Source organism: Psychrobacter proteolyticus (assembly GCF_003350005.1).
In the GTDB taxonomy this organism is placed as follows: domain Bacteria; phylum Pseudomonadota; class Gammaproteobacteria; order Pseudomonadales; family Moraxellaceae; genus Psychrobacter; species Psychrobacter proteolyticus.
On record NZ_QLKS01000001.1, the window covers coordinates 773,897 to 792,968 of the forward strand.

Sequence of the window (19,072 nt, forward strand, 5' to 3'; positions counted from 1 at the left end):
ATCTCTATTCACATTAAGCCGTCAATACAGACTCAACAATCTCATTGCATAAGACACGCCCTTCTCTATCTTCTGCTACTTGGCGGCGCTCATCTGTCAGAAAGTCATCCGTGTGACCCAACTGCGACTCTAAGGCATTTTCAACCAAATGCGCATCCAGCGTTTTCCAAATCTCATTAACAGCACCCATAGCATGGTAGTTTTCTACCCCAGGGGCGAAGATGGCGGAAGTCTGTGATAAGGATTTTAGCTTATCCAGCGGTATCTTAGTCACTCGTGACATCGCTTGTAGATCCATCACTTTGACTTGGCTCGACTCTAGTGCAAATGCTTGATTGGCCATCAGACCATAAGACAAGAAGCCGCCACTGACCGCCTCGCCCAAGACAATGGCCAGATTAGGATGACCACGGCGTCTGAGCAAATCAACACAAGATGCCAGATGTGCAAAGGTTCTATTTAGGCACAGCAGCTCATCAGCTCTTGAGGAGTCTTGGCCTAGGGTATCGACGATAAAAACGACGGGCGTCTGTTGATCTTGGGCGATAACGTCTAAAATCTCACCCGCCAGTGTCATGGCAATAAATTGATTCATTGCGGCCGAATCAACCGTACCGATGATTTCAACTTTACCCAGCTTGGTTTCGGCACTGCCACGTATCATTGAATCGTTGATTTTATAGTCAAGATTGTTAGGAAACAGGGTTTCTAAAACAGTTTGTGTTTGCATGATATTATCCTTTTTTAATGGCTCTGATCTGCTCAGCACTGAGCATGGCGATAGACTCAGGATTATCGATATGCATGGCTTGCCAAATGGGTGTGCTGTCCTTTTGCCCAAACCATTGATCGTACTGCTTCTGAAATCCCGCTTGGTGCTGTTGTAGATATGCCAAATCTAACTCTATCGCAGGCTCAGCCAAGGCGTCCATAATCCCTTGCTTAATATCATCCACATCATCTTCTACCAAAAAGTCGACATGATCGAGCAGATAACGTGTTTTACCGCCTGTCACGCGCCAGACCAACGCGCGGTCTTTGGAGTCAAACTCTTCAACACCTTTGATGGTTTCGATCACTTCAGGGCCTGAAAGCGCCAAACGCCCTTCTTCTGTCATGATGACGTGCGTACTCAAGCACGCACAGATACCCATGCCACCAAACGCGCCATTGGTACCACCAATGACAGTGATAATCGGAATGCCTGCATCACGTACCTTGAGCATCGCCCGCATAATCTCAGAGATGGTAATCAGCCCTGCGTTTGCCTCATGCAGACGGACACCGCCTGAGTCCACAAAAAACACCACGGCTTTGGGTTTGTCTTCGATGGCTTTGAGTAAGGTACCGACGATTTTTGCGCCGTGGATCTCTCCTACCGCCCCGCCCATAAATTTGCCTTCTTGCGCGATCATGTATATTGGCGCGTCTTGAATGGTTGCTTGTCCGATAATCACTCCATCATCAAAACTACCGACAATATCAAGTGAAGCAAGGTTGGGACTCACTGGTATGCTACCCGGTTTCAGTATTTCTTGAAAACTGCTCTGATCAACAATACTGGCAATACGATTACGCGCCGTCTTTTCATAAAAACTCTTTTGAATGGTTACATTATCCATGTAATTCGTCCTCCAAGATGTTGACTGCTTGGCTCAAGCGTAAGCTCACTACAGCAGGTGTCGCTCCCATATCATTGATTTTAAATTCTAGACCACCCACTGCATAACGATCAGAGAAATCTTGCAGTACTGCTTTCCAAATGTGATCGAAGCCTGTCACGGAGGTATCGATAATAAAGTTACTTTTGTCGCTGTCAGCCAGTGGTGATACCAGCACTTCTAAATTACCAGAACCGACCACACCGCAAATCACTTCTTTTTTAGCGTCCTTAATGGGCTGCGAGTCAAAATTAAAATTTAGTATGTTCATTGTTCTCTCCTTATCCTGAGTATTGTTTTACCAGTTTCTGAAGCGACTTGGTGGCGAGTAGGTGCCATTAGACCATTTCACCAAATCTTTAATAGATTTTGCCGCTAGCAAATCTCTCGTCGCTTTTGAGGCATCAATACCTAGGTCTTCTGGTCTTTGAATAATCCCGCGCGCTCTCAGTGCTTTTACTTGTTCATGGTCGCGTTTTATTCCGACAGGTGTGTATCCTGCGACACCGCGAATCGCTTGTTCTCGCTCCTCTGGTGTGCGGCATAGCAGCAAGTTGGCAATACCTTCTTCTGTCACAATATGCGTCACATCGTCGCCGTATATCATGATAGGCGGTAAATCACTACCCATTTTTTCTTGTAGCTGCCACGCATCAAGCTCTTCAACAAATACCGAATCCATCTGCTCACGATAGGTTTCGACCATTTGCACCACCAACTTACGACCCTTCACCACACGTCCATCTGTCGCCTCTTGACCCGCTTTGAGATAGGCATAGCTAGAATGCCTGCGTCCATGAGGATCTGATCCCATGTTGGGTGCACCGCCAAAACCGGTGATACGATCGACCGTTGCGGTCGAGCTGTTGCCTTGTAAGTCAATCTGTAAGGTTGAGCCGATAAATAAGTCACAGGCATACAAACCTGCGGTTTGGCTAAAGGCACGGTTCGATCTCATGCTGCCATCTTTGCCCGTGAAGAAAACGTCAGAGCGGCTTTCGATATAGTCATCCATCCCCACTTCGGAGCCAAAGCTATGAATACTTTCAACAAAGCCACTTTCGATGGCTGGAATCATGGTTGGATGCGGATTGAGTGCCCAATTAGTACACACTTTTCCTTTTAAGTCCAATTCTGCACCGTAGGTGGGCAACAGTAACTCAATAGCAGCGGTGTTAAACCCAATCCCGTGATTAAGACGCTTGATTTGGTACGGTTCGTAAATCCCTTTTAGCACCATCATCGCCATCAGTATCTGTACTTCAGTAATCTGAGCAGGATCGCGGGTAAATAAAGGCTCAATATAGTTGGGACGCGGTGCCACAATAAAAAAATCAACCCAATCTGCAGGGATATCCACGCGTGGAACGCTATCTACCAACTCATTGACTTGCACAATGACAATGCCACTTTTAAAAGCCGTCGCTTCTACAATTGCTGGTGTATCTTCTGTGTTTGGCCCTGTATACAAATTCCCATCCGCATCTGCAGAGTGTGCGGTAATCAGGCAGACATTCGGGGTTAAGTCGATAAAGTACCGACCATACAGCTCCAAGTACGTATGAATAGAGCCAATTTGGATTTTTTGGTTCTGAACCAGTTTTGCTAATCTTAATGCTTGTGGCCCTGCAAAAGAAAAGTCAACTTTACTGGCAATGCCTTTATCAAAGATATCAATGTGGCTAGGTAGTGCCAAAACGGACTGCAATATGTGCAAATTATTTAAGACGTCACTATCACACTGAGACAAACATTCAGACAAAAAATCTGCTTGCTTTTGATTATTACCTTCAATACAGATTTTGTCTTCAGGCGCGAGGACGGTTTCTAGCAATTCAATGGCACGATCATTCGGGACCAGTTTTTCCAATCCTTTGCTTCTAGCAGCATCGAGCTTTTTATCACGGCGTATTTTTTGTAAGTTCCAGATTTTTTCTTCAACATTCGCTTTCATAAGACTTCCTTTCTTTGATCATTAAAAGAACGCATTGACGGTCAAGAAGAATACAGAGGGCCCCAATAGCGCGCCCAGTCCTGTATAAAAAGTCGCCACTAATGCACCATATGGCACTAGCCTGACATCTGTCCCTGCCAATCCGGCGGCGACCCCACTCGTCGTACCGACCAAGCCACCAAAAATCATGGCAGAGCGCGGACTCTTAAGGCGCATGAACTTGGCAAGTAGTGGTGTTGAGATCATGAAGAACACCGCTTTGATCAAACCAATGGCAATAGATAAGGCAATAACCTCCGAGCTTGCACCAATGGCCGTGCCTGTAATCGGACCTACAATATAGGTCATCGCGCCTGCACCAATCGTCGTCATAGAGACAGCATCTCTATAGCCCAGTGTCCATGCCACAGCAGCACCTACTACAAAAGGGATAACACACCCTAATAACAAGGCAATCATGCCAATCTTGCCAGCGCTCTTTATTTCTTTAACATCGACTTCAAAGGCTGTGGATGAGATGGCAAGGTCTCGCAGCATTGCCCCACCTAAAAGCGCAAAACCTGAAAAAATTTCGATATCAGAAATACCCTTACTACCAGTGGTATATAGACCTGCAAAATAGGCAGCAATCAAGCCGAGCGTGATCGCTATCGCAGAAGACTGCAGCTTGCCTTTAGTGAGATATTTAGATAATACTTGAGAGAGCAACATCACAAGACCTGTTACTGCAAGGGCAGTAACAAAACTGTTTTTAGTGAGCGTCTGTATAATTAAGTCCATTTAATTATTCCTTATTGCGCTTAAATTAGTGGGTTTCGTTGTCTAGTCATTGAAATGATGATGACCATTAAGACAGCTGATCAATCACGGGCTGATCCTCATCCCATGTGAAGGTGTCGTAATCATCGGCTATGTTGTTAAGCCAACGGACAACGATAACCGTAGCGGTAAGCGCAATAATGGAGACAACGGCGGCGACCAAACCACCAGACAGCGCTGCAACGACGTTCTGCCCTGCTGCCATCGCAACAACGATTGGAATATACATGCCTGCCCAATACAAAACACCAAATTGAGTAGACTTTGGCAGTAAGCCTCTTTTAGCCAGCATCTCTTTACCGACAATCAGTAGAATCATTGCGATAGCAACACCGCCAATGTTAGCGTCAACACCTAGTATTTGCCCTAATAGACCGCCCAGATAAACGCCGAGTAAATAACATACTGCTAATAAAGCAGTGCCATATATGATCATAGAAACCTTCCTTGGTTATGATTACGGCTGCTTCAATAATATCCATCTTGATATATGAGCCGTATAAAATAAAAATATGTGCCAATAACAAATATACTTAGACACCAATCAAATGTTCTTCTTGAATGTTCTTCTTGAATGTTCTTATCCACTCCTCTATTTATAGAAGATACAATCCTTAATAGAGTTCAAAATCCATAGCAGGATTTATCACGTATTACCGACTTGTTTGATATAATCTAATACAATTGGTTTTACATTACAACCAAATTGTACTTATTAAATTATATATTGTATACAATTGGAGAAATTATGAGTTTGATTGATGACCTACCTTTATCAGTACAGGTAAGCAAAAAAATAGAAGACGACATCATTTATGGTCGTCTTCCACCTGGCACCAAACTTGACGAAGCAACACTCTGTGAAAAGTATGAGGTGTCAAGAACACCTATTCGTGAGGCCTTGAAGCTTTTAGCATCTGAAGGTTTGGTTGAAATTCGGCCGCGTAGAGGTGCGATAATACCTACTTTGAATATCGTAACTTTGTTTGAAATGTTCGAAGTGATGGCTTATCTTGAGGGCATGTGCGGAAGATTAGCCGCTAGACGAATCAATGAAGAAGAGAAGGTTAAGTTGCTGCACCTGCATGATCAGTGCAAACAATACTTAATGGAAAACAACCCAGAGAGCTATTATGAGGCGAATAAAAAGTTTCACTTTTTCTTATATCAGCTAAGCCATAACAGCTTTTTGATAGAACAAGCCAGCAATCTACACAATCGCTTACACCCCTATAGACGCTTGCAATTGCGGGTAAACAATCGCATGCAGCATTCGTTTGAGGAACATCAAAACATTGTGGATGCCGTGATTAGTGGTGATGAGGATTTGGCTGAACGTCTGATTAAAGCGCATGTATCAGTTCAAGGAGAGCGGTTTACTGACTTGGTCGCTACTATGAGACCTGATGATAAGTAAGATTATTAGAACAACTCTGTTTAAGGGCCTGTCCTCAATTCAAGTGATAGTTATCTAACTGGGCTAAACATGAAAAAATAGACGTTAAGCTACAACTTGATTACCTCGAATCTATAAATGATGATGACAAGGATCAGCAACAGCTGATTTGTGAAATGCTGATGCATCGTCTAGATCTACTAGTTGGCAGGATGTTGGAGGCAATAAGTATGGAAAGCTTACGTCAAGATAGACAATGCGTTGCCATAGAGTATGGTTGGGTTCAAAAATCTTAAGTGAAAGGGCTAAATGAATGCTTTCTTAAGTTAAACTCAATGAAACCGAAAGCCATACCTATGGCGAACCAATCAGGCGCTTTCACTGGTTCGGTTCCCTAGTGAGGACTTGAACATTTCGCTGTGGGCTAATGATATCGGTACATTTAGTTATTTAGGCAGTTGCAGTGTACTTCGTTGTGTACATACAGTGAGCTTTTGGAGCATTATTTTTATTTACCATAAGCGCTGTTATGCTAAACGGTTTTGACTAAATTACTCTGAGACGAAGATCATATGAAACAAGAAGAAATTAGAGAAAAAATGACCATTCTTATTGATAAGTTATTATCAAATACTTTAAGTGAGCAAGAATATGACAAAGTTTTGGATGAAATCAGTCGAATTTCTCCATATCAATATTGGAGTGATTTAATTTTCTGGACTAACGACTACGTTGATGAGATTGATGGAAATCTTAAGTTAAAGCACGACGAGTTTTTTGATGAGGTATTTAACGGTTCTAAATCAAATGAAGAACAGAAAAAACAGAAAATCAAAGGACTGTTGGCACATTTAATAACAAATGATTTTTCAGGTTTGCCGATACAGTCTAGCATCGCTGTAAGCGCTGAAATTGATAGACTATCTCCTGATAAGAATTGGTGGGCAATCCTATATTCGAATACAGGTGTTTTGAATCCAGAGTTTTTGGATAGAGAAGGTGATTTTAATTATGAACTGTTTGTTGAAAAGCTATTTGATTAGCATGAGTTTATGATTTGAGAGCATAGTTTCCATGTAGGGTATCGAATCAGCGAAAGCACCCAATTGTTAGCCATAGGTATACCCCAAGGGAACCAGTTGTTTTACCCACTAAACCTATTTAACAGACCACTTAAAACAGACTGGTATAATGGAACCACTTATAACAGACTATTTTAAATGGCTAACTACAGTTTGCTACGGATCACGGTCACAATATTGCTGCGTTTTATATAGAAAATAAGTCGGGAGCTACGCTAATACGTTCAGAGCTGATGTAATTTTGATTGAGCAAATAGATCGATTTGCGCGTTTGAATGGGTCGATGATGCCATCTTGAAAAATAAGATCTGGGAAAAAGCTGGCCATAGCTATGTCAAGCTACGGCTAAGTATTCACGTCAGCTGATTGCCAATACCGCTAAAGAAATCAAACATTCATTAATACTCGAATTATTTAGAAAATGTATCACTCTTTGTTAAGTCAGTATTTATCAAGCCCCCAACATCATAAGTAGTGAACTACCCTAGACATTCTGAGCGGATCACTACTTACGATGGCAGATTATCTCTACATAAAGCATTTTTATATCAATTATCTTTATATGCTACTGACCATCTTATCGGGTGATAAAATCGCCGCTAACTCCTCATCACTCAGCAACTTCTCTTGTTTGACCAATTCAGCCACACCTGAACCACTTAGCAAAGCATGTCCTGCGATACGACTGGCATTTTCGTAGCCTATATGAGGCACCAATGCCGTCACTATACCGATACTGTTTTCGACATGCTGCGCGCAGCGGGTTTCATTGGCTGTAATACCTTGGATGCATCGCTCGTCCAGCATATGAATCGATTTTTCTAACATACGCGTGTTATTCAATAGGTTATAAACAATCAGTGGCTCCATAGCATTGAGCTGTAATTGTCCTGCTTCTGCCGCCATGGTGATCGTCATATCGGTACCCATTACCTGAAATGCGGTTTGACTCATGGCCTCAGGAATCACAGGATTGACTTTACCGGGCATAATAGACGATCCAGGCTGCATGGCTGGTAGGTTGATTTCACCCAGACCTGTGCGTGGCCCACTCGATAGTAAACGCAAATCATTACTCAATTTAGACAACTTAATAGACAGGCGTTTTAGTGCACTAGAAAAAGTAATAAAAGCACCCATGTCGGCGCTGGCGGCTATCAAGTCTTCGGCAAGGGTCACTGGCAGACCACTGATGTCAGCTAACTCATTAATCGCCAAGCTGGCATAGCCTTTAGGTGCATTGATGCCAGTTCCAATAGCAGTACCGCCTAAATTCAATTCGCATAACTGTAGACAGGCGTGCTCGATTCGAGCCGTTTCACTGCCCAAATCACTGGCGAAGGCGTTAAACTCTTGACCCAACGTCATCGGTACTGCATCTTGCAGTTGGGTGCGACCCATTTTTAGAATATCGCTAAACGCTTGTCCTTTGACAGCTAAACTATTTTGCAGCTTGATGATGGCCTCTTGAAGCGGTTTTGCCGCAAACACAATCGCTAAGCGCGCCGCACTAGGATAGACGTCATTGGTCGACTGAGAGCGGTTGACATCATTATTAGGATGGAGATGGCTATATTGACCATACTCAAATCCCATCTTCTTTAACCCAATATTAGCAATCACTTCATTGGCATTCATGTTGGTCGACGTGCCTGCCCCGCCTTGGATGAGGTCAACAATAAACTGTTCATGGTACTCACCTTTTATAAGATCGGCGCACGCTTCACTAATAGCATTGAGCTTATCTTGACTAAGCAGGCCATGCTGATAGTTGGCCTTGGCAGCTGCCGCTTTAACCATCGCCAGTGCTTTAATCAAATCGGGAAAGTGACTGATTGGCATACCGGTAATGTTAAAGTTTTGCGAGGCACGTTGCGTTTGAATGCCGTATAACGCAGTAGCAGGAACGGCTTGTTCGCCGAGTAAATCTTTTTCGATGCGAGTAAAGACTTGGTTATTGATTGGGCTATTTTCATGTTTCATATTTTTATGGCTTCTTAGAGATAAGGTAAGTTAAAGTAGTAAACCGACAATACTTAGTTATCTAAGTACATTGTCTCGCCTTGTCTTGGCGTTACTAAAAATTAGAGCCATCGTAACTAAGAATACATAACAAGAAAAACGCAAATATTCCGCTCTCAGCCCCAAAAATATTGGTGCTCAATGACAAATATTATAGATAAGGTTGTTCTATTAAAAATATCGGGTACTTTTAAAGTAGGTTTTCTAGAGGAATTTTATTTAGTAGGAGAGATTTTTCTGAGAAATTTTACTAATTAAAAAAGGCTAATTAATTGCCAGCTTTGAGTGGCGTAAGCAAACGCCTAATCCAAGTGAGAAGAGTTGGGGCATGTCCTAAATTCAAGCGATAGTCATCTAATTGGGCTAAAAATGGCCACACATCGTCAAATAGCTGGTTAATACCTCGATATTGACCAACTAGTTTTCTCGTTTGACGGCAATTTATCATCTTTATCTCCGTTTTTGAAATGAGAACACGCGCTAGGCTTTATAAGGTTCTTGAATAACTTACAACCCCAATACTTGCTTTAAGGCATTTATTTGTGGCTGCTGACGATCGGTATAACGATAGGCCAGCACCACCTCTCGAACCAAACTGTTATCACCTAAATGGTGAATTTGGACAGGCGGCGTACTCCTAATCCATAGTCCAGCATAAGGAATCAAAGCCACTCCCAGACCCGACTCAACCATCCTAACGATGGCATCTAGATCATTGATCTCCATGATTGTATTGACCTTGATGTCTTGCTGTTTGAAGAATTTGCTTAATCTTGCACCAGCTGAGGATTGTAAGGTGTAATGGATAAAAGGGTGCTGCTCAAGCGTTTGCCTGAGACTATGAAACGGCCATTTTTTGGGGCTAATCAGTACATAGGGCTCCGTCATAATAGACTGGGTCACGATATCCTTAGGCAATGCAAATGCTGGCTGGATAGTGATCGCCGCATCGATACTCCCTATTTCCAGCTTTTCAAACAGCTCGATAGAACGCCCTGGGATAATTTCTGTCTGCATGAGCGGCGCTAATAAAGTAATCGCTTTTAGTGCCTCGGGTAGAATACCCACTTGCACTGAGTTGATAGCGCCAATCTTAAGCTGTCCATAATAACTAGCAATATCAGTATCTGAAGATAGCTGCATTGTCGAATAGAGCGCCAAAATTTCTTTGGCGATCGGTAAAACGCGTGTACCTTGCGGATTGAGCGTAATAGCTCTGGCAGAGCGAGTGAATAACGACAACCCTAAATTGTCTTCTAGGGTTTTAATTTGCGCACTAACAGCAGATTGCGTAAGGCTTATATGCCGAGCAGCAGCGGCAAAACTGTCTAACTCGCAAACGGCTACGAAAGTTTTAAGCTCTCTTATCATTTATTCCACCACATTTCTTATTAGCATCACAGTAAGATAGCCATTATTAGTCCATATAACCTATATTGGTTACCTAATCTAAGAGCGGATATTAATGATTGACTACTCATTACTAGTTACTGGTAACAATCTTAATAATTGTGCAAAGAACACTCTTATTTCAAATGAATATGAGTGACATAGTCTACCGCTTTTATCTCGGCAAAAGGTGGCAGTTTATTTCGATACAAAAAAGCCCGGTGCAAGTTATACATTAGTGTGCTTGGAGAGGATGAAGATGTAGTATTTTTATATGGATTTGACTATATAATTCTTTGATAGAAGCTTGACAGCTCAATTTTAATAGCAAAAAACCACCTTGATAGGTGGTTTTTTGCTGATTTTATTGTTCAGATGTGGTGTAGCCGACTTTTAGTGAGTTCTATTTAAAAAATCATATGAGCACATACCGCAATGATTGGTAATGAGATGATGGTTCTCAAGAGAAAAATCACTAATAACTGAAAAAAGCTCACTGGAATCTTCGTCCCTAAAATCAATCCGCCGACTTCTGACATATAGATTAACTGAGACACTGATAAGCAAGCGATAACAAATCGAGTCAACTCTGATTCTATTGAAGAACCGATAATAGCCGGCAAGAACATATCGGCAAAACCTACCATGATTGTTTTTGACATTTCTGCAGCAAAAGGTATGTTCAATAACTCTAAGAATGGAATAAAAGGCATACCTAGATAATCAAATACAGGTGTTTCTTCTGCAACGATTAAACCCATCGTGCCGATCGCCATAACGACAGGCAGTATCCCAATCCACATATCCAAAATATTTTTTAGCCCATCTCTTAAGAAAGTAAGAAAACTTGGGCTCTTGTCTGCTTTTTGGACAGCTTTATGTAAACTGTGGGTAAATAACGTTTTTCCTTCGGGAATGGTTTCATGATCTCTATCACTGTTTTCGATAGTATAAGTATCTTCAATTCTAGATAAAGGTAATAATCTTGGTACTATTAGCGCACAAACAATCCCGCATAAAGCAACGACCCCAATCATATTAATAAAGTAGCTTTCGAGCTTAACTTGAGAGATGACAACCAAACAGAACGTAATCGACACTGCTGAAAAGCTTGTAGCGATAATTGCCGCTTCTTTTTTGGTATAGAACCCACCTTCCAGTTGTTTATCGGTTAATAAGACACCGATAGTTCCATCGCCCAACCATGATGTTAAGCAATCTACAGATGACCTACCTGGTAAGCCAAACAAAGGTCTCATCACTTTGCTTAGTAGAACCCCAAAAAATTCTAATAAGCCAAAATCAAGCAATAACGGTAGCAGCAATCCAGCCAAGAAAAACACGATAAAAAGTATTGGCATTAATTCATATAATATTAAGCCGCCAATATTGTCTGAATATATTGCCTCAAACCCAAATTTAAAATAGGTCACGACAACGAAGAATGCACCAAGCATTCTGATAATAAGCCAAGGCGTTGTAACGTTTAATAAATTATTTAGAAACGCATTATTCAGAATAAATGCAGGTTTCATGATTTTAGTATATAACGTACAACACAAGGTAATCATGATCGAGGTGACAACCAATAGCGGCAAAAGGTCACCGATATAACCCTGTATATAATCCTTTAATACAGATATAGGAATGGTAAACCCTTCTGCATAGGTGACAAACTTACCATCCACATAGGGAATTGGAAATACGAAAAGCATCAAACCTATGATAGATGGGATAAAGAACTTCAAAAATTGTCTGATATTGATACCGCTAACATCTCGACTTGCAGCGCTGGCTTTAATAATGTCCATATTATTTTTACTCGCAGTCCCTTTTTAACCAACCTAAAGAAGGTTTTAACAAACCCCTTTAGGCTAGATTCTGTTACTCATTTTGAATATTTAATGCTAATAGTTACTCAAAAGTGTGTGGGTCACTTTTTCTAAAATCTTAAATATTCTGGTCGAGTCATCTTTTGAGTTGTTGTACAAAGGATTTATCTCTGCCATTTCCCAGCAGCATACTTTCTTATTTTTAATTAACTCTATGTTAAGTTGCATCGCTTGCTCATATGACAGGCCATTCATTGCAGGTGTACCGGTTCCTGGCACATATAAAGGATCGACACTATCAACATCAAACGAGACATAGATATGATCGCAATATTCTAGTTTTTTGAAAATTTCCTCTACGGTAGAACTGATACCTTTTTGGGTTATCTCAGCCACGCTATATAAAGGGATTTTGTGTCTTCTAATTAGATCCATCTCTTCTTCTTGATAGTCTCTAACGGCACAAAACACCACGTTTTCTGGCTTAATTGATGGCTCGCTTGATGCCATAAACTTCAACTTTTCCCAATACTCTTTTTCTTTTTCAGAAAGCTCGTTACGCTGACATTCCAAATTATCAATGGCACAAGCCATTGCCAAAGGCATGCCATGCATATTTCCTGACCCACTGGTATATGGTGAATGAAAATCAGCGTGTGCGTCTATATAAACCACGCCGATTTCAGCATCAGGATGCGCCATTTTTAGACCATGCATGGTGCCTGCACAGCTAGAATGATCACCTGCAATAACAATCGGAAACTGATTCTCGTTTCTTATATCTTTGATTTTATGCGCCAATTTAGAAATAACAGGCTCAATCACATCGGCGTATTTTGCATGCTTAAATGACGACTCTTCTTCATGTATATATTCGTTTTTTATACTATCAAGTTGCAATTTTTCATAGTAGTCTGCGTTCATTTCTTTTGATGACGCGCGCAATGCATCGATTCCTAGTGACGCGCCTTTTTTATGCCCTGCGACGTCTGAATAAACTTCTACTATTCGCACGTTTTTCATTAAATCATTCATTATTTTGTCTCTATTAAATAAAATAATTTTTTTATCATTTGAGTCCAAATCTGGCATTGAACTCCTATTTTTCTATGTTCAAATTACTTATGATGCGGCCATCGCTTCATCCGTCTCTAGGCTACGATCTTTGCTATGAGCTTTGACTACCGAATAGAGGTTTTTAGGGTCTTGTTGCTGAGGAATCAAGTCAAGCAGCTCATATGTGTCCTGTTTTTTGATCAAATCACGCAAAAATACCAAAGCCGTAAAATCTTCTGAGGCAAAACCAACACCATCAAATACAACCAAGTTATTTTCGTTGGTGCGTACTTCTTTTTCACCATTTACGATGCGGTGAAACTCTGTCACAGGGAAATCTTGAGATAGCTGTTGAATATCGCCTTCAATACGGGTTTGCGGTTCAAACTCCACAATGACATGATCGGCTCTTAACAAGATGTTGGCATCTAGCTCCGTTTTTCCAGGACAGTCACCACCGATGGCATTAATATAGACGCCTTTTTTGACCATATCATCACGCAGAATGGTGGCATTTTTCTTATCTGCGGTACAGGTAGTGATGATATCTGCACCTTCAACCGCCTCTTCTGCCGTTTTGCAAATAGCAATATCTAGGCCTGAATCGGCAAGATTGCGCGCTACTTTTTCAGATGCGGCTGGGTCGACATCGTATAGACGTACTTTTGAGATACCCACGACTGCCTTCATACCCATTGCTTGGAACTCACCCTGAGCACCATTACCGATAAGCGCTAAAGTCTGGGCGGTTTTGGGTGCACAATGTTTGGCAACCAATGCAGAAGTCGCTGCTGTGCGTAAGGCCGTTAAAATACACATTTCTGTCAATAAAATCGGATAACCTGTATCGACATCAGACAACAAGCCAAAAGCGGCTACCGTCTGCAAATCGCGCTTGGTGTTGATCGGATGACCATTGACATATTTGCACGCAAACATTTCACCATCGCTGACAGGCATCAACTCTATGACGCCGTCTTTGGAATGAGAAGCAAAACGACTGGATTTTTCAAAACTATCCCAACGAGAAAAATCTTGTTCTAAAGCATCTACCAATTCTTTTATCGTCTGCTCTATACCATAATTACTAATGATTTCAGCCATCGCCTGTACGCTAACAAATGGCACACCCTGCTTCTGTGATACGATGAATTTAGACATTAATTTTGCTCCATTCCATGAATATTATTTATTTAACCGACAATTAATATGCTACCAATTATAATTGTCAGTTAAAATGTCAATAATTTACTAAATATGGACATTTTTTTGACACATTGTTAGGTGTTACTTAGCATAATGTCAAAACTCAATGTAGGAAGCATTTTTATGGCATATTACACTTATGACTCATTAGATAGCGAACTGATATCTGAACTTCGACAAGACGGTCGAGCAACCATCTCAAATCTTGCTAAAAAGCTCAAAGTCTCTCGTGCCACTGTCCAAAACAGATTGGATAGACTGATTCACAACGGTGCTATTTTAGGATTTACGATTCGAGTGCATGAGGCACTAGATAAAGAAACGGTCAAAGCGATGATGATGATTGAAGTAACAGGAAAGTCTACTTCACAAGTGATTAGGAAACTGCGAGGTATCCCGCAATTGATTAAGCTACATACGACCAACGGAGCGTGGGACTTGGTAGGAGAGATACACACGACAAGTTTGAGAGAATTTGATGAAGTGCTGCGTCAAGTAAGGGAGATTGATGGCATTTTGAATAGCGAAACAAGTGTTCTGCTTTCGAGTTTGTAATGTGACCTTATCCAGAATAATATGTTCAGCACAGTCTAAGGATGTAAGGCCCTAGTGAATACTTGAACATAAAACCCAAGCTATTTATAAATACTTTTTATCCCCTCGTTTCGTGTACTTGTAGGTATACTTTGCGAGAGTCATTCGAGGTTTTCAATGCTTAAACAACATCGACAAGCACTAGTGGTTGAAGGCGGCGGCATGCGCGGCGCATTTAGCGGTGGTGTCTTAGACGCCTTTTTACAACAACAATTCAATCCTTTTGATCTGTGTGTGGGCGTCTCTTCAGGTTCAACTAACGTTGCTAACTATTTGGCCGCACAACAAGGTCGTACCCTGCATATTTACTTGGATCATTCCCTCCGATCTGAATTTATCCATTATGGTCGTTTCCTTAGAGGCGGTGACTTACTGGATTTAAAGTGGATGTGGGATATGGTGGAGCAAGAATATCCATTGAATCAGGCACAATTATTTGCCAATCCTGCTGAGTTCTACATGGTTTTAACACATGCTATTTCAGGAGAGGCGAACTACATCAAAGCGGCTAAAGATAATATTTTGGAGGGATTAAGAGCATCAAGCTCTATCCCAGTGCTCACCCGACAAGCGGTCGAGATATTTGGTGAGCCTTATTTTGATGGTGGTGTGGCAGATGCTTTGCCTGTACAGTGGGCAGCTAAGCAAGAGAGGGTTGACAAGCTAATGGTTATACGAACTCGTCCTCAAAATTACTCTAAAGCAAGCAGTAAAGGCGATCAGCTTTTGGCTAGATATTTTTCTAAGCAGCAATATGGTTTTGCCCAAAGCTTGTTGACACGAACCCAACGCTATAACGACTCGGTACAATTTTTACAGACTCCATCATCACAGAAGATTTTAGAGATTTGTCCACCCGACTTAAAAAATATGGCGAGTCGATTGTCCAAAAATAAAACCAAAATCCGTTATAGCTACGATGTAGGACTAGAAGTTGGATACCAAGCGATTGAAGATTGGCATCAGCTTTAACCTCCTTATCTTAAGCAAAGGAGAGATCTTAAAAAAACACGGGCTTCGAATATAAGAAATTGGCTTAAACCTTGCCTTAGATAACCTTTGAATCACAAAGGTTAGTAACCAAGATAAGTAATGATATAATGGCTTGATAATTGATACTCTATGAAAGGTCTGTATTATGGCTCGTACCGCTAGCGCATTGCACATTTTAGTCAAACAAAAAGAGTTGGCAGAAGATATTATTATCAAGCTCAAAAAAGGCGCGGCATTTGATGTGCTGGCCAAACGACACTCAACCTGTCCATCAGGTAAAAAAGGCGGTCATTTAGGTGAGTTCGAAAAAGGTCAAATGGTAGGACCATTTGATAGAATCTGCTTCAATGGCGAACTCTTTACCCCTCATTTGGTAAAAACCAAATTTGGCTGGCATGTGGTTAAAGTGCTTTATAGGACGTAATAATTGGAGCTTTAACTGTAAGCCGTGGCACAAAAAACTGTAATCAATATTTGTTGAGGATTATAGTTTTTGAAAGGCTCAAATGCTAATCCGAACTATTTTAAATATATTTTTACTAAATAATGTTAACTTCGTAACTGAATTTTTCCGCCAACCCATAAGATTCTCTATACTCAATAGGATCACCTTCTAGATTCTTAGCTATACGGCATACCTTTACTAAATTTTCTTGATTAGTATTGTCTAAATATGAGTCTACATGGTTGGCTATGAAAAATAGCGTCTCTACGGCAGACGAAACAAACTGTCCACACTTTGTATAATAAAATGGATACAATAAATTTTCGAAATCTTCAGGCTCTAAATTTACAAAGGCCTGATAACGGCTCTTGGGCAACCAAATTTTTTCACTAAGCGAAACTTTACCTTCAATGATGCGCACACGCTCTATATAAATGAGTGCTTTGTTTTTGCTTATATTCAGTTTTTCATTAATATCTTCAATGCCTTCTATGACCATCACGTTTTTTACCATGCCTATCGGTGTCGTATAACAAGCATCTATATCACGAAATTTGAAAAATCTTAGTAGTGAGCTATCAAAATTTGGACGCTTTAAAAAAGTCCCCCCTACCTTGATGCTTAGTTAATACACCATCATCGACTAGCTTCTCAACCGCTTTACGAATCGTCCCAACCGATACCTGGTATTTATCTGCAAACTCTTGCTCAGTAGGCAAAGGTGTGTTTTCATCCCACTTGCTTTCTGTGAGTAGCGTCAGGATATGCCATCGTACTTGCTCGTACCGTGGCATTTTAAATTTTTCTAAATTTTTTAGCATTTTTTCACCACAATTTAAAGGCTTTTATGAACTGTTGTAATCCTATCAAGCACTATTGTACTCTTCGATAATAAGATATAAATGACCACTCTATTTTAAGCTTACAGCAGATTTTGTATGTATCACTTTAATAATAAGACTTATCTGACTTTTTATAGTTAATCTTATCTAATTCAAATTACTTTTTTTGATATGATTCTACTCAGTTAAATGTGTATTTCAAGCTTATAAGACTCTCTAATCTAGATGACTATGTGTCAATATTTTCGTCATGCTCTTTACTCTATAAGAATTGATATGAATTTTTATAGCATTCATACAATCAAGATTCAGGAACAGTCATGACTCTTTATATTCTAGCCGCTATAGTAATATGTATCATTTTAGGCTATACAACCAAAATCAATATTGGCCTATTTGCTGTTGCATTTTCATATATTATTGGCTGTTTCGGTATGGGACTGAAAACTCATGAGATTATTGAACTTTGGCCTCTCAAAATTTTCTTTGTTATCTTTGCCGTTACTCTTTTCTATAATTTTCCTCTAGCGAACGGGGCTTTAGAAAAATTATCGAATCATTTAATCTATAGATGTCGTCATTTTCCAGAATTTCTACCTTTGGTTATTTTCTTTGCCGCTACGATCGTTGCTGGCTTAGGGGCTGGTTACTACACCGTCTTAGCCACGATGGCACCTATGATTTTGCTATTGTCTAAACGCACTAACTTAAATATTGTCATTGCTACTTTATCTGTGAATTATGGAGCCTTAGCTGGTGCTAATTTTATTACCTCACAAAGTGGTATTATTTTTAGAGAGCTGATGCGCGGGGCAGGCGTCGCAAATGATAATACCTTTACTTATGTCTTAGGCGTTTTCTCGGTGACTTTTATAATGCCAATGATAGTCTTAGGTATCTATTGCTTTTTCAATGCTAAAAATAGCAAAATTGCGATTCAAACGATAGTACCAGAGCCTTTTGATAGTAAGCAAAAACAATCTATCATGCTAATTTTCATGATGATGGCTACAGTGCTTATTGCGCCTATCTTAAACCTCGTAATACCAAACACAGAAGCAATTCAGTTTTTGAACGCTAGAATTGACATTGGTTTTATCGCCATTTTTTTCGCCTTAATTAGCTTATTATTGAAACTGGGCGACGAAAAAACGGTGATTGCCTTAATACCTTGGAACACACTCATTATGATTTGTGGGGTCGGTATGTTGATTGGCCTTGGCGTTGAGATAGGTGTTATCTATGAGCTAACAGAATGGCTAAGTACCAATGTTCCTATCTGGATAATACCGCTTTTAGTCTTCGTTATCAGTGCAATTATGTCGATTTTCGCTAGTACACTCGGCGTAGTCGCTCCTACTCTATTTCCTATGGTGCTGCCTTTAGCCGTCGCCTCTGGACTCAGCCCTTTGTTATTATTTACTTGTATTGTGGTGGGAGCACAGAGCTCATCACTCTCCCCTTTCTCATCAGGAGGTAGCCTTATGTTAGGTGCTTCTCAAGTAGTGATAGAAAAAGACAAGCTGTTCAATGCGCTATTATTCAAAGCGGTGCCTTTAGATATTGGTATTGGCATACTAGCGATCTTAATTATCCAACTTGTATTCTAACTTCTTACATTTTTCCTTCATCTTTATTAGCAATAACATATCATAATCTTATTGTTATTTCTCAGGCCGTCTACCCTATTTTGAGTGCAATTCGCTTACTCTCCTCATCAAACCGAAAATCGCTTAAGTAACTTTGTTAACCTTGCCATAGTATTAAGTAGAATGAGTTCC

General features: G+C 40.6%; 17 protein-coding genes and 1 pseudogene. 6 read left to right on the forward strand and 12 right to left on the reverse strand.

The window, feature by feature from the left end; all coding sequences use genetic code 11:
- Nucleotides 1-13: 13 nt before the first annotated feature.
- The 6 genes from mdcE to madL all read right to left on the reverse strand — a co-directional run bounded on the left by mdcE (nt 14) and on the right by madL (nt 4,870).
- Nucleotides 14-730: a biotin-independent malonate decarboxylase subunit gamma gene (mdcE, locus tag DXK30_RS03140; protein WP_114700414.1), complete on the reverse strand. Its 717-nt coding sequence runs from the start codon at nt 728-730 to the stop codon at nt 14-16.
- Between the two features lie 4 nt (nt 731-734).
- Nucleotides 735-1,622: a biotin-independent malonate decarboxylase subunit beta gene (locus tag DXK30_RS03145; protein ID WP_114700415.1), complete on the reverse strand. Its 888-nt coding sequence runs from the start codon at nt 1,620-1,622 to the stop codon at nt 735-737.
- On the reverse strand, nt 1,615-1,932 hold the full coding sequence (gene mdcC / locus DXK30_RS03150; RefSeq protein WP_114700416.1) for a malonate decarboxylase acyl carrier protein: 318 nt from the start codon (nt 1,930-1,932) through the stop codon (nt 1,615-1,617). Before mdcC ends, DXK30_RS03145 begins: the two co-directional genes overlap by 8 nt.
- A 27-nt stretch (nt 1,933-1,959) precedes the next feature.
- Nucleotides 1,960-3,615, reverse strand: a complete 1,656-nt coding sequence (mdcA, locus tag DXK30_RS03155; RefSeq protein ID WP_114700417.1) for a malonate decarboxylase subunit alpha — start codon at nt 3,613-3,615, stop codon at nt 1,960-1,962.
- Between the two features lie 21 nt (nt 3,616-3,636).
- Entirely contained in the window at nt 3,637-4,395 is a 759-nt protein-coding gene (gene madM, locus DXK30_RS03160; RefSeq protein ID WP_114700418.1) for a malonate transporter subunit MadM, read from the reverse strand.
- Between the two features lie 67 nt (nt 4,396-4,462).
- Nucleotides 4,463-4,870: a malonate transporter subunit MadL gene (gene madL / locus DXK30_RS03165; RefSeq protein WP_114700419.1), complete on the reverse strand. Its 408-nt coding sequence runs from the start codon at nt 4,868-4,870 to the stop codon at nt 4,463-4,465.
- A gap of 312 nt (nt 4,871-5,182) precedes the next feature.
- Here madL and DXK30_RS03170 point away from each other — a divergent pair, with 312 nt between their 5' ends.
- On the forward strand, nt 5,183-5,851 hold the full coding sequence (locus DXK30_RS03170; protein ID WP_114700420.1) for a GntR family transcriptional regulator: 669 nt from the start codon (nt 5,183-5,185) through the stop codon (nt 5,849-5,851).
- A 551-nt stretch (nt 5,852-6,402) separates the two neighbouring features.
- Nucleotides 6,403-6,873: a hypothetical protein gene (locus DXK30_RS03175; RefSeq protein WP_114700421.1), complete on the forward strand. Its 471-nt coding sequence runs from the start codon at nt 6,403-6,405 to the stop codon at nt 6,871-6,873.
- A 597-nt stretch (nt 6,874-7,470) separates the two neighbouring features.
- Here DXK30_RS03175 and DXK30_RS03180 read toward each other — a convergent pair.
- From DXK30_RS03180 to DXK30_RS03200, 5 genes are all read right to left on the reverse strand, one after another.
- Nucleotides 7,471-8,874, reverse strand: coding sequence for an aspartate ammonia-lyase (locus DXK30_RS03180; RefSeq protein WP_240314071.1), 1,404 nt, complete (start codon nt 8,872-8,874; stop codon nt 7,471-7,473).
- Between the two features lie 567 nt (nt 8,875-9,441).
- The gene (locus DXK30_RS03185) at nt 9,442-10,305 is read right to left on the reverse strand and encodes a LysR substrate-binding domain-containing protein (protein WP_114700423.1); all 864 of its coding nucleotides are present in this window, start codon (nt 10,303-10,305) and stop codon (nt 9,442-9,444) included.
- 425 nt (nt 10,306-10,730) lie between these two features.
- Nucleotides 10,731-12,134 carry a YjiH family protein gene (locus tag DXK30_RS03190; RefSeq protein WP_114700424.1) on the reverse strand — a complete coding sequence of 468 codons (1,404 nt, stop codon included), beginning with the start codon at nt 12,132-12,134 and terminating at the stop codon, nt 10,731-10,733.
- Nucleotides 12,135-12,230: 96 nt separating this feature from the next.
- Nucleotides 12,231-13,247, reverse strand: a complete 1,017-nt coding sequence (locus DXK30_RS03195) for an arginase (RefSeq protein WP_227670647.1) — start codon at nt 13,245-13,247, stop codon at nt 12,231-12,233.
- Nucleotides 13,248-13,277: 30 nt separating this feature from the next.
- Nucleotides 13,278-14,372 (reverse strand): ornithine cyclodeaminase, encoded by a 1,095-nt coding sequence (locus tag DXK30_RS03200; RefSeq protein ID WP_114700425.1) that lies wholly within the window; start codon nt 14,370-14,372, stop codon nt 13,278-13,280.
- A gap of 168 nt (nt 14,373-14,540) precedes the next feature.
- On the opposite strand from DXK30_RS03200, the gene DXK30_RS03205 reads away from it, so the two are divergent.
- From DXK30_RS03205 to DXK30_RS03215, 3 genes are all read left to right on the forward strand, one after another.
- On the forward strand, nt 14,541-14,972 hold the full coding sequence (locus tag DXK30_RS03205; protein WP_057761040.1) for an Lrp/AsnC family transcriptional regulator: 432 nt from the start codon (nt 14,541-14,543) through the stop codon (nt 14,970-14,972).
- A gap of 156 nt (nt 14,973-15,128) precedes the next feature.
- Nucleotides 15,129-15,983, forward strand: coding sequence for a patatin-like phospholipase family protein (locus DXK30_RS03210; RefSeq protein WP_114700426.1), 855 nt, complete (start codon nt 15,129-15,131; stop codon nt 15,981-15,983).
- Nucleotides 15,984-16,149: 166 nt separating this feature from the next.
- The gene (locus tag DXK30_RS03215; protein ID WP_114700427.1) at nt 16,150-16,428 is read left to right on the forward strand and encodes a peptidylprolyl isomerase; all 279 of its coding nucleotides are present in this window, start codon (nt 16,150-16,152) and stop codon (nt 16,426-16,428) included.
- Between the two features lie 115 nt (nt 16,429-16,543).
- Here the strand turns inward: DXK30_RS03215 and DXK30_RS12895 are convergent.
- Nucleotides 16,544-17,270, reverse strand: a pseudogene (locus DXK30_RS12895) (GntR family transcriptional regulator).
- 341 nt (nt 17,271-17,611) lie between these two features.
- Between DXK30_RS12895 and DXK30_RS03225 the strand changes: the two are divergent.
- Nucleotides 17,612-18,901: an SLC13 family permease gene (locus tag DXK30_RS03225; protein WP_114700428.1), complete on the forward strand. Its 1,290-nt coding sequence runs from the start codon at nt 17,612-17,614 to the stop codon at nt 18,899-18,901.
- Nucleotides 18,902-19,072: the final 171 nt, after the last annotated feature.

Excerpts from the sequence above, each read along its gene's own strand:
- DXK30_RS03185 (WP_114700423.1), bottom strand. The coding sequence starts at position 10,305 with ATGATAAGAGAGCTTAAAACTTTCGTAGCCGTTTGCGAGTTAGACAGT.
- madM (WP_114700418.1), bottom strand. The coding sequence starts at position 4,395 with ATGGACTTAATTATACAGACGCTCACTAAAAACAGTTTTGTTACTGCC.
- DXK30_RS03205 (WP_057761040.1), top strand. The coding sequence starts at position 14,541 with ATGGCATATTACACTTATGACTCATTAGATAGCGAACTGATATCTGAA.
- madL (WP_114700419.1), bottom strand. The coding sequence starts at position 4,870 with ATGATCATATATGGCACTGCTTTATTAGCAGTATGTTATTTACTCGGC.
- mdcC (WP_114700416.1), bottom strand. The coding sequence starts at position 1,932 with ATGAACATACTAAATTTTAATTTTGACTCGCAGCCCATTAAGGACGCT.
- DXK30_RS03145 (WP_114700415.1), bottom strand. The coding sequence starts at position 1,622 with ATGGATAATGTAACCATTCAAAAGAGTTTTTATGAAAAGACGGCGCGT.
- DXK30_RS03170 (WP_114700420.1), top strand. The coding sequence starts at position 5,183 with ATGAGTTTGATTGATGACCTACCTTTATCAGTACAGGTAAGCAAAAAA.
- mdcE (WP_114700414.1), bottom strand. The coding sequence starts at position 730 with ATGCAAACACAAACTGTTTTAGAAACCCTGTTTCCTAACAATCTTGAC.
- DXK30_RS03175 (WP_114700421.1), top strand. The coding sequence starts at position 6,403 with ATGAAACAAGAAGAAATTAGAGAAAAAATGACCATTCTTATTGATAAG.
- DXK30_RS03215 (WP_114700427.1), top strand. The coding sequence starts at position 16,150 with ATGGCTCGTACCGCTAGCGCATTGCACATTTTAGTCAAACAAAAAGAG.
- DXK30_RS03195 (WP_227670647.1), bottom strand. The coding sequence starts at position 13,247 with ATGCCAGATTTGGACTCAAATGATAAAAAAATTATTTTATTTAATAGA.
- mdcA (WP_114700417.1), bottom strand. The coding sequence starts at position 3,615 with ATGAAAGCGAATGTTGAAGAAAAAATCTGGAACTTACAAAAAATACGC.
- DXK30_RS03200 (WP_114700425.1), bottom strand. The coding sequence starts at position 14,372 with ATGTCTAAATTCATCGTATCACAGAAGCAGGGTGTGCCATTTGTTAGC.
- DXK30_RS03210 (WP_114700426.1), top strand. The coding sequence starts at position 15,129 with ATGCTTAAACAACATCGACAAGCACTAGTGGTTGAAGGCGGCGGCATG.
- DXK30_RS03225 (WP_114700428.1), top strand. The coding sequence starts at position 17,612 with ATGACTCTTTATATTCTAGCCGCTATAGTAATATGTATCATTTTAGGC.
- DXK30_RS03190 (WP_114700424.1), bottom strand. The coding sequence starts at position 12,134 with ATGGACATTATTAAAGCCAGCGCTGCAAGTCGAGATGTTAGCGGTATC.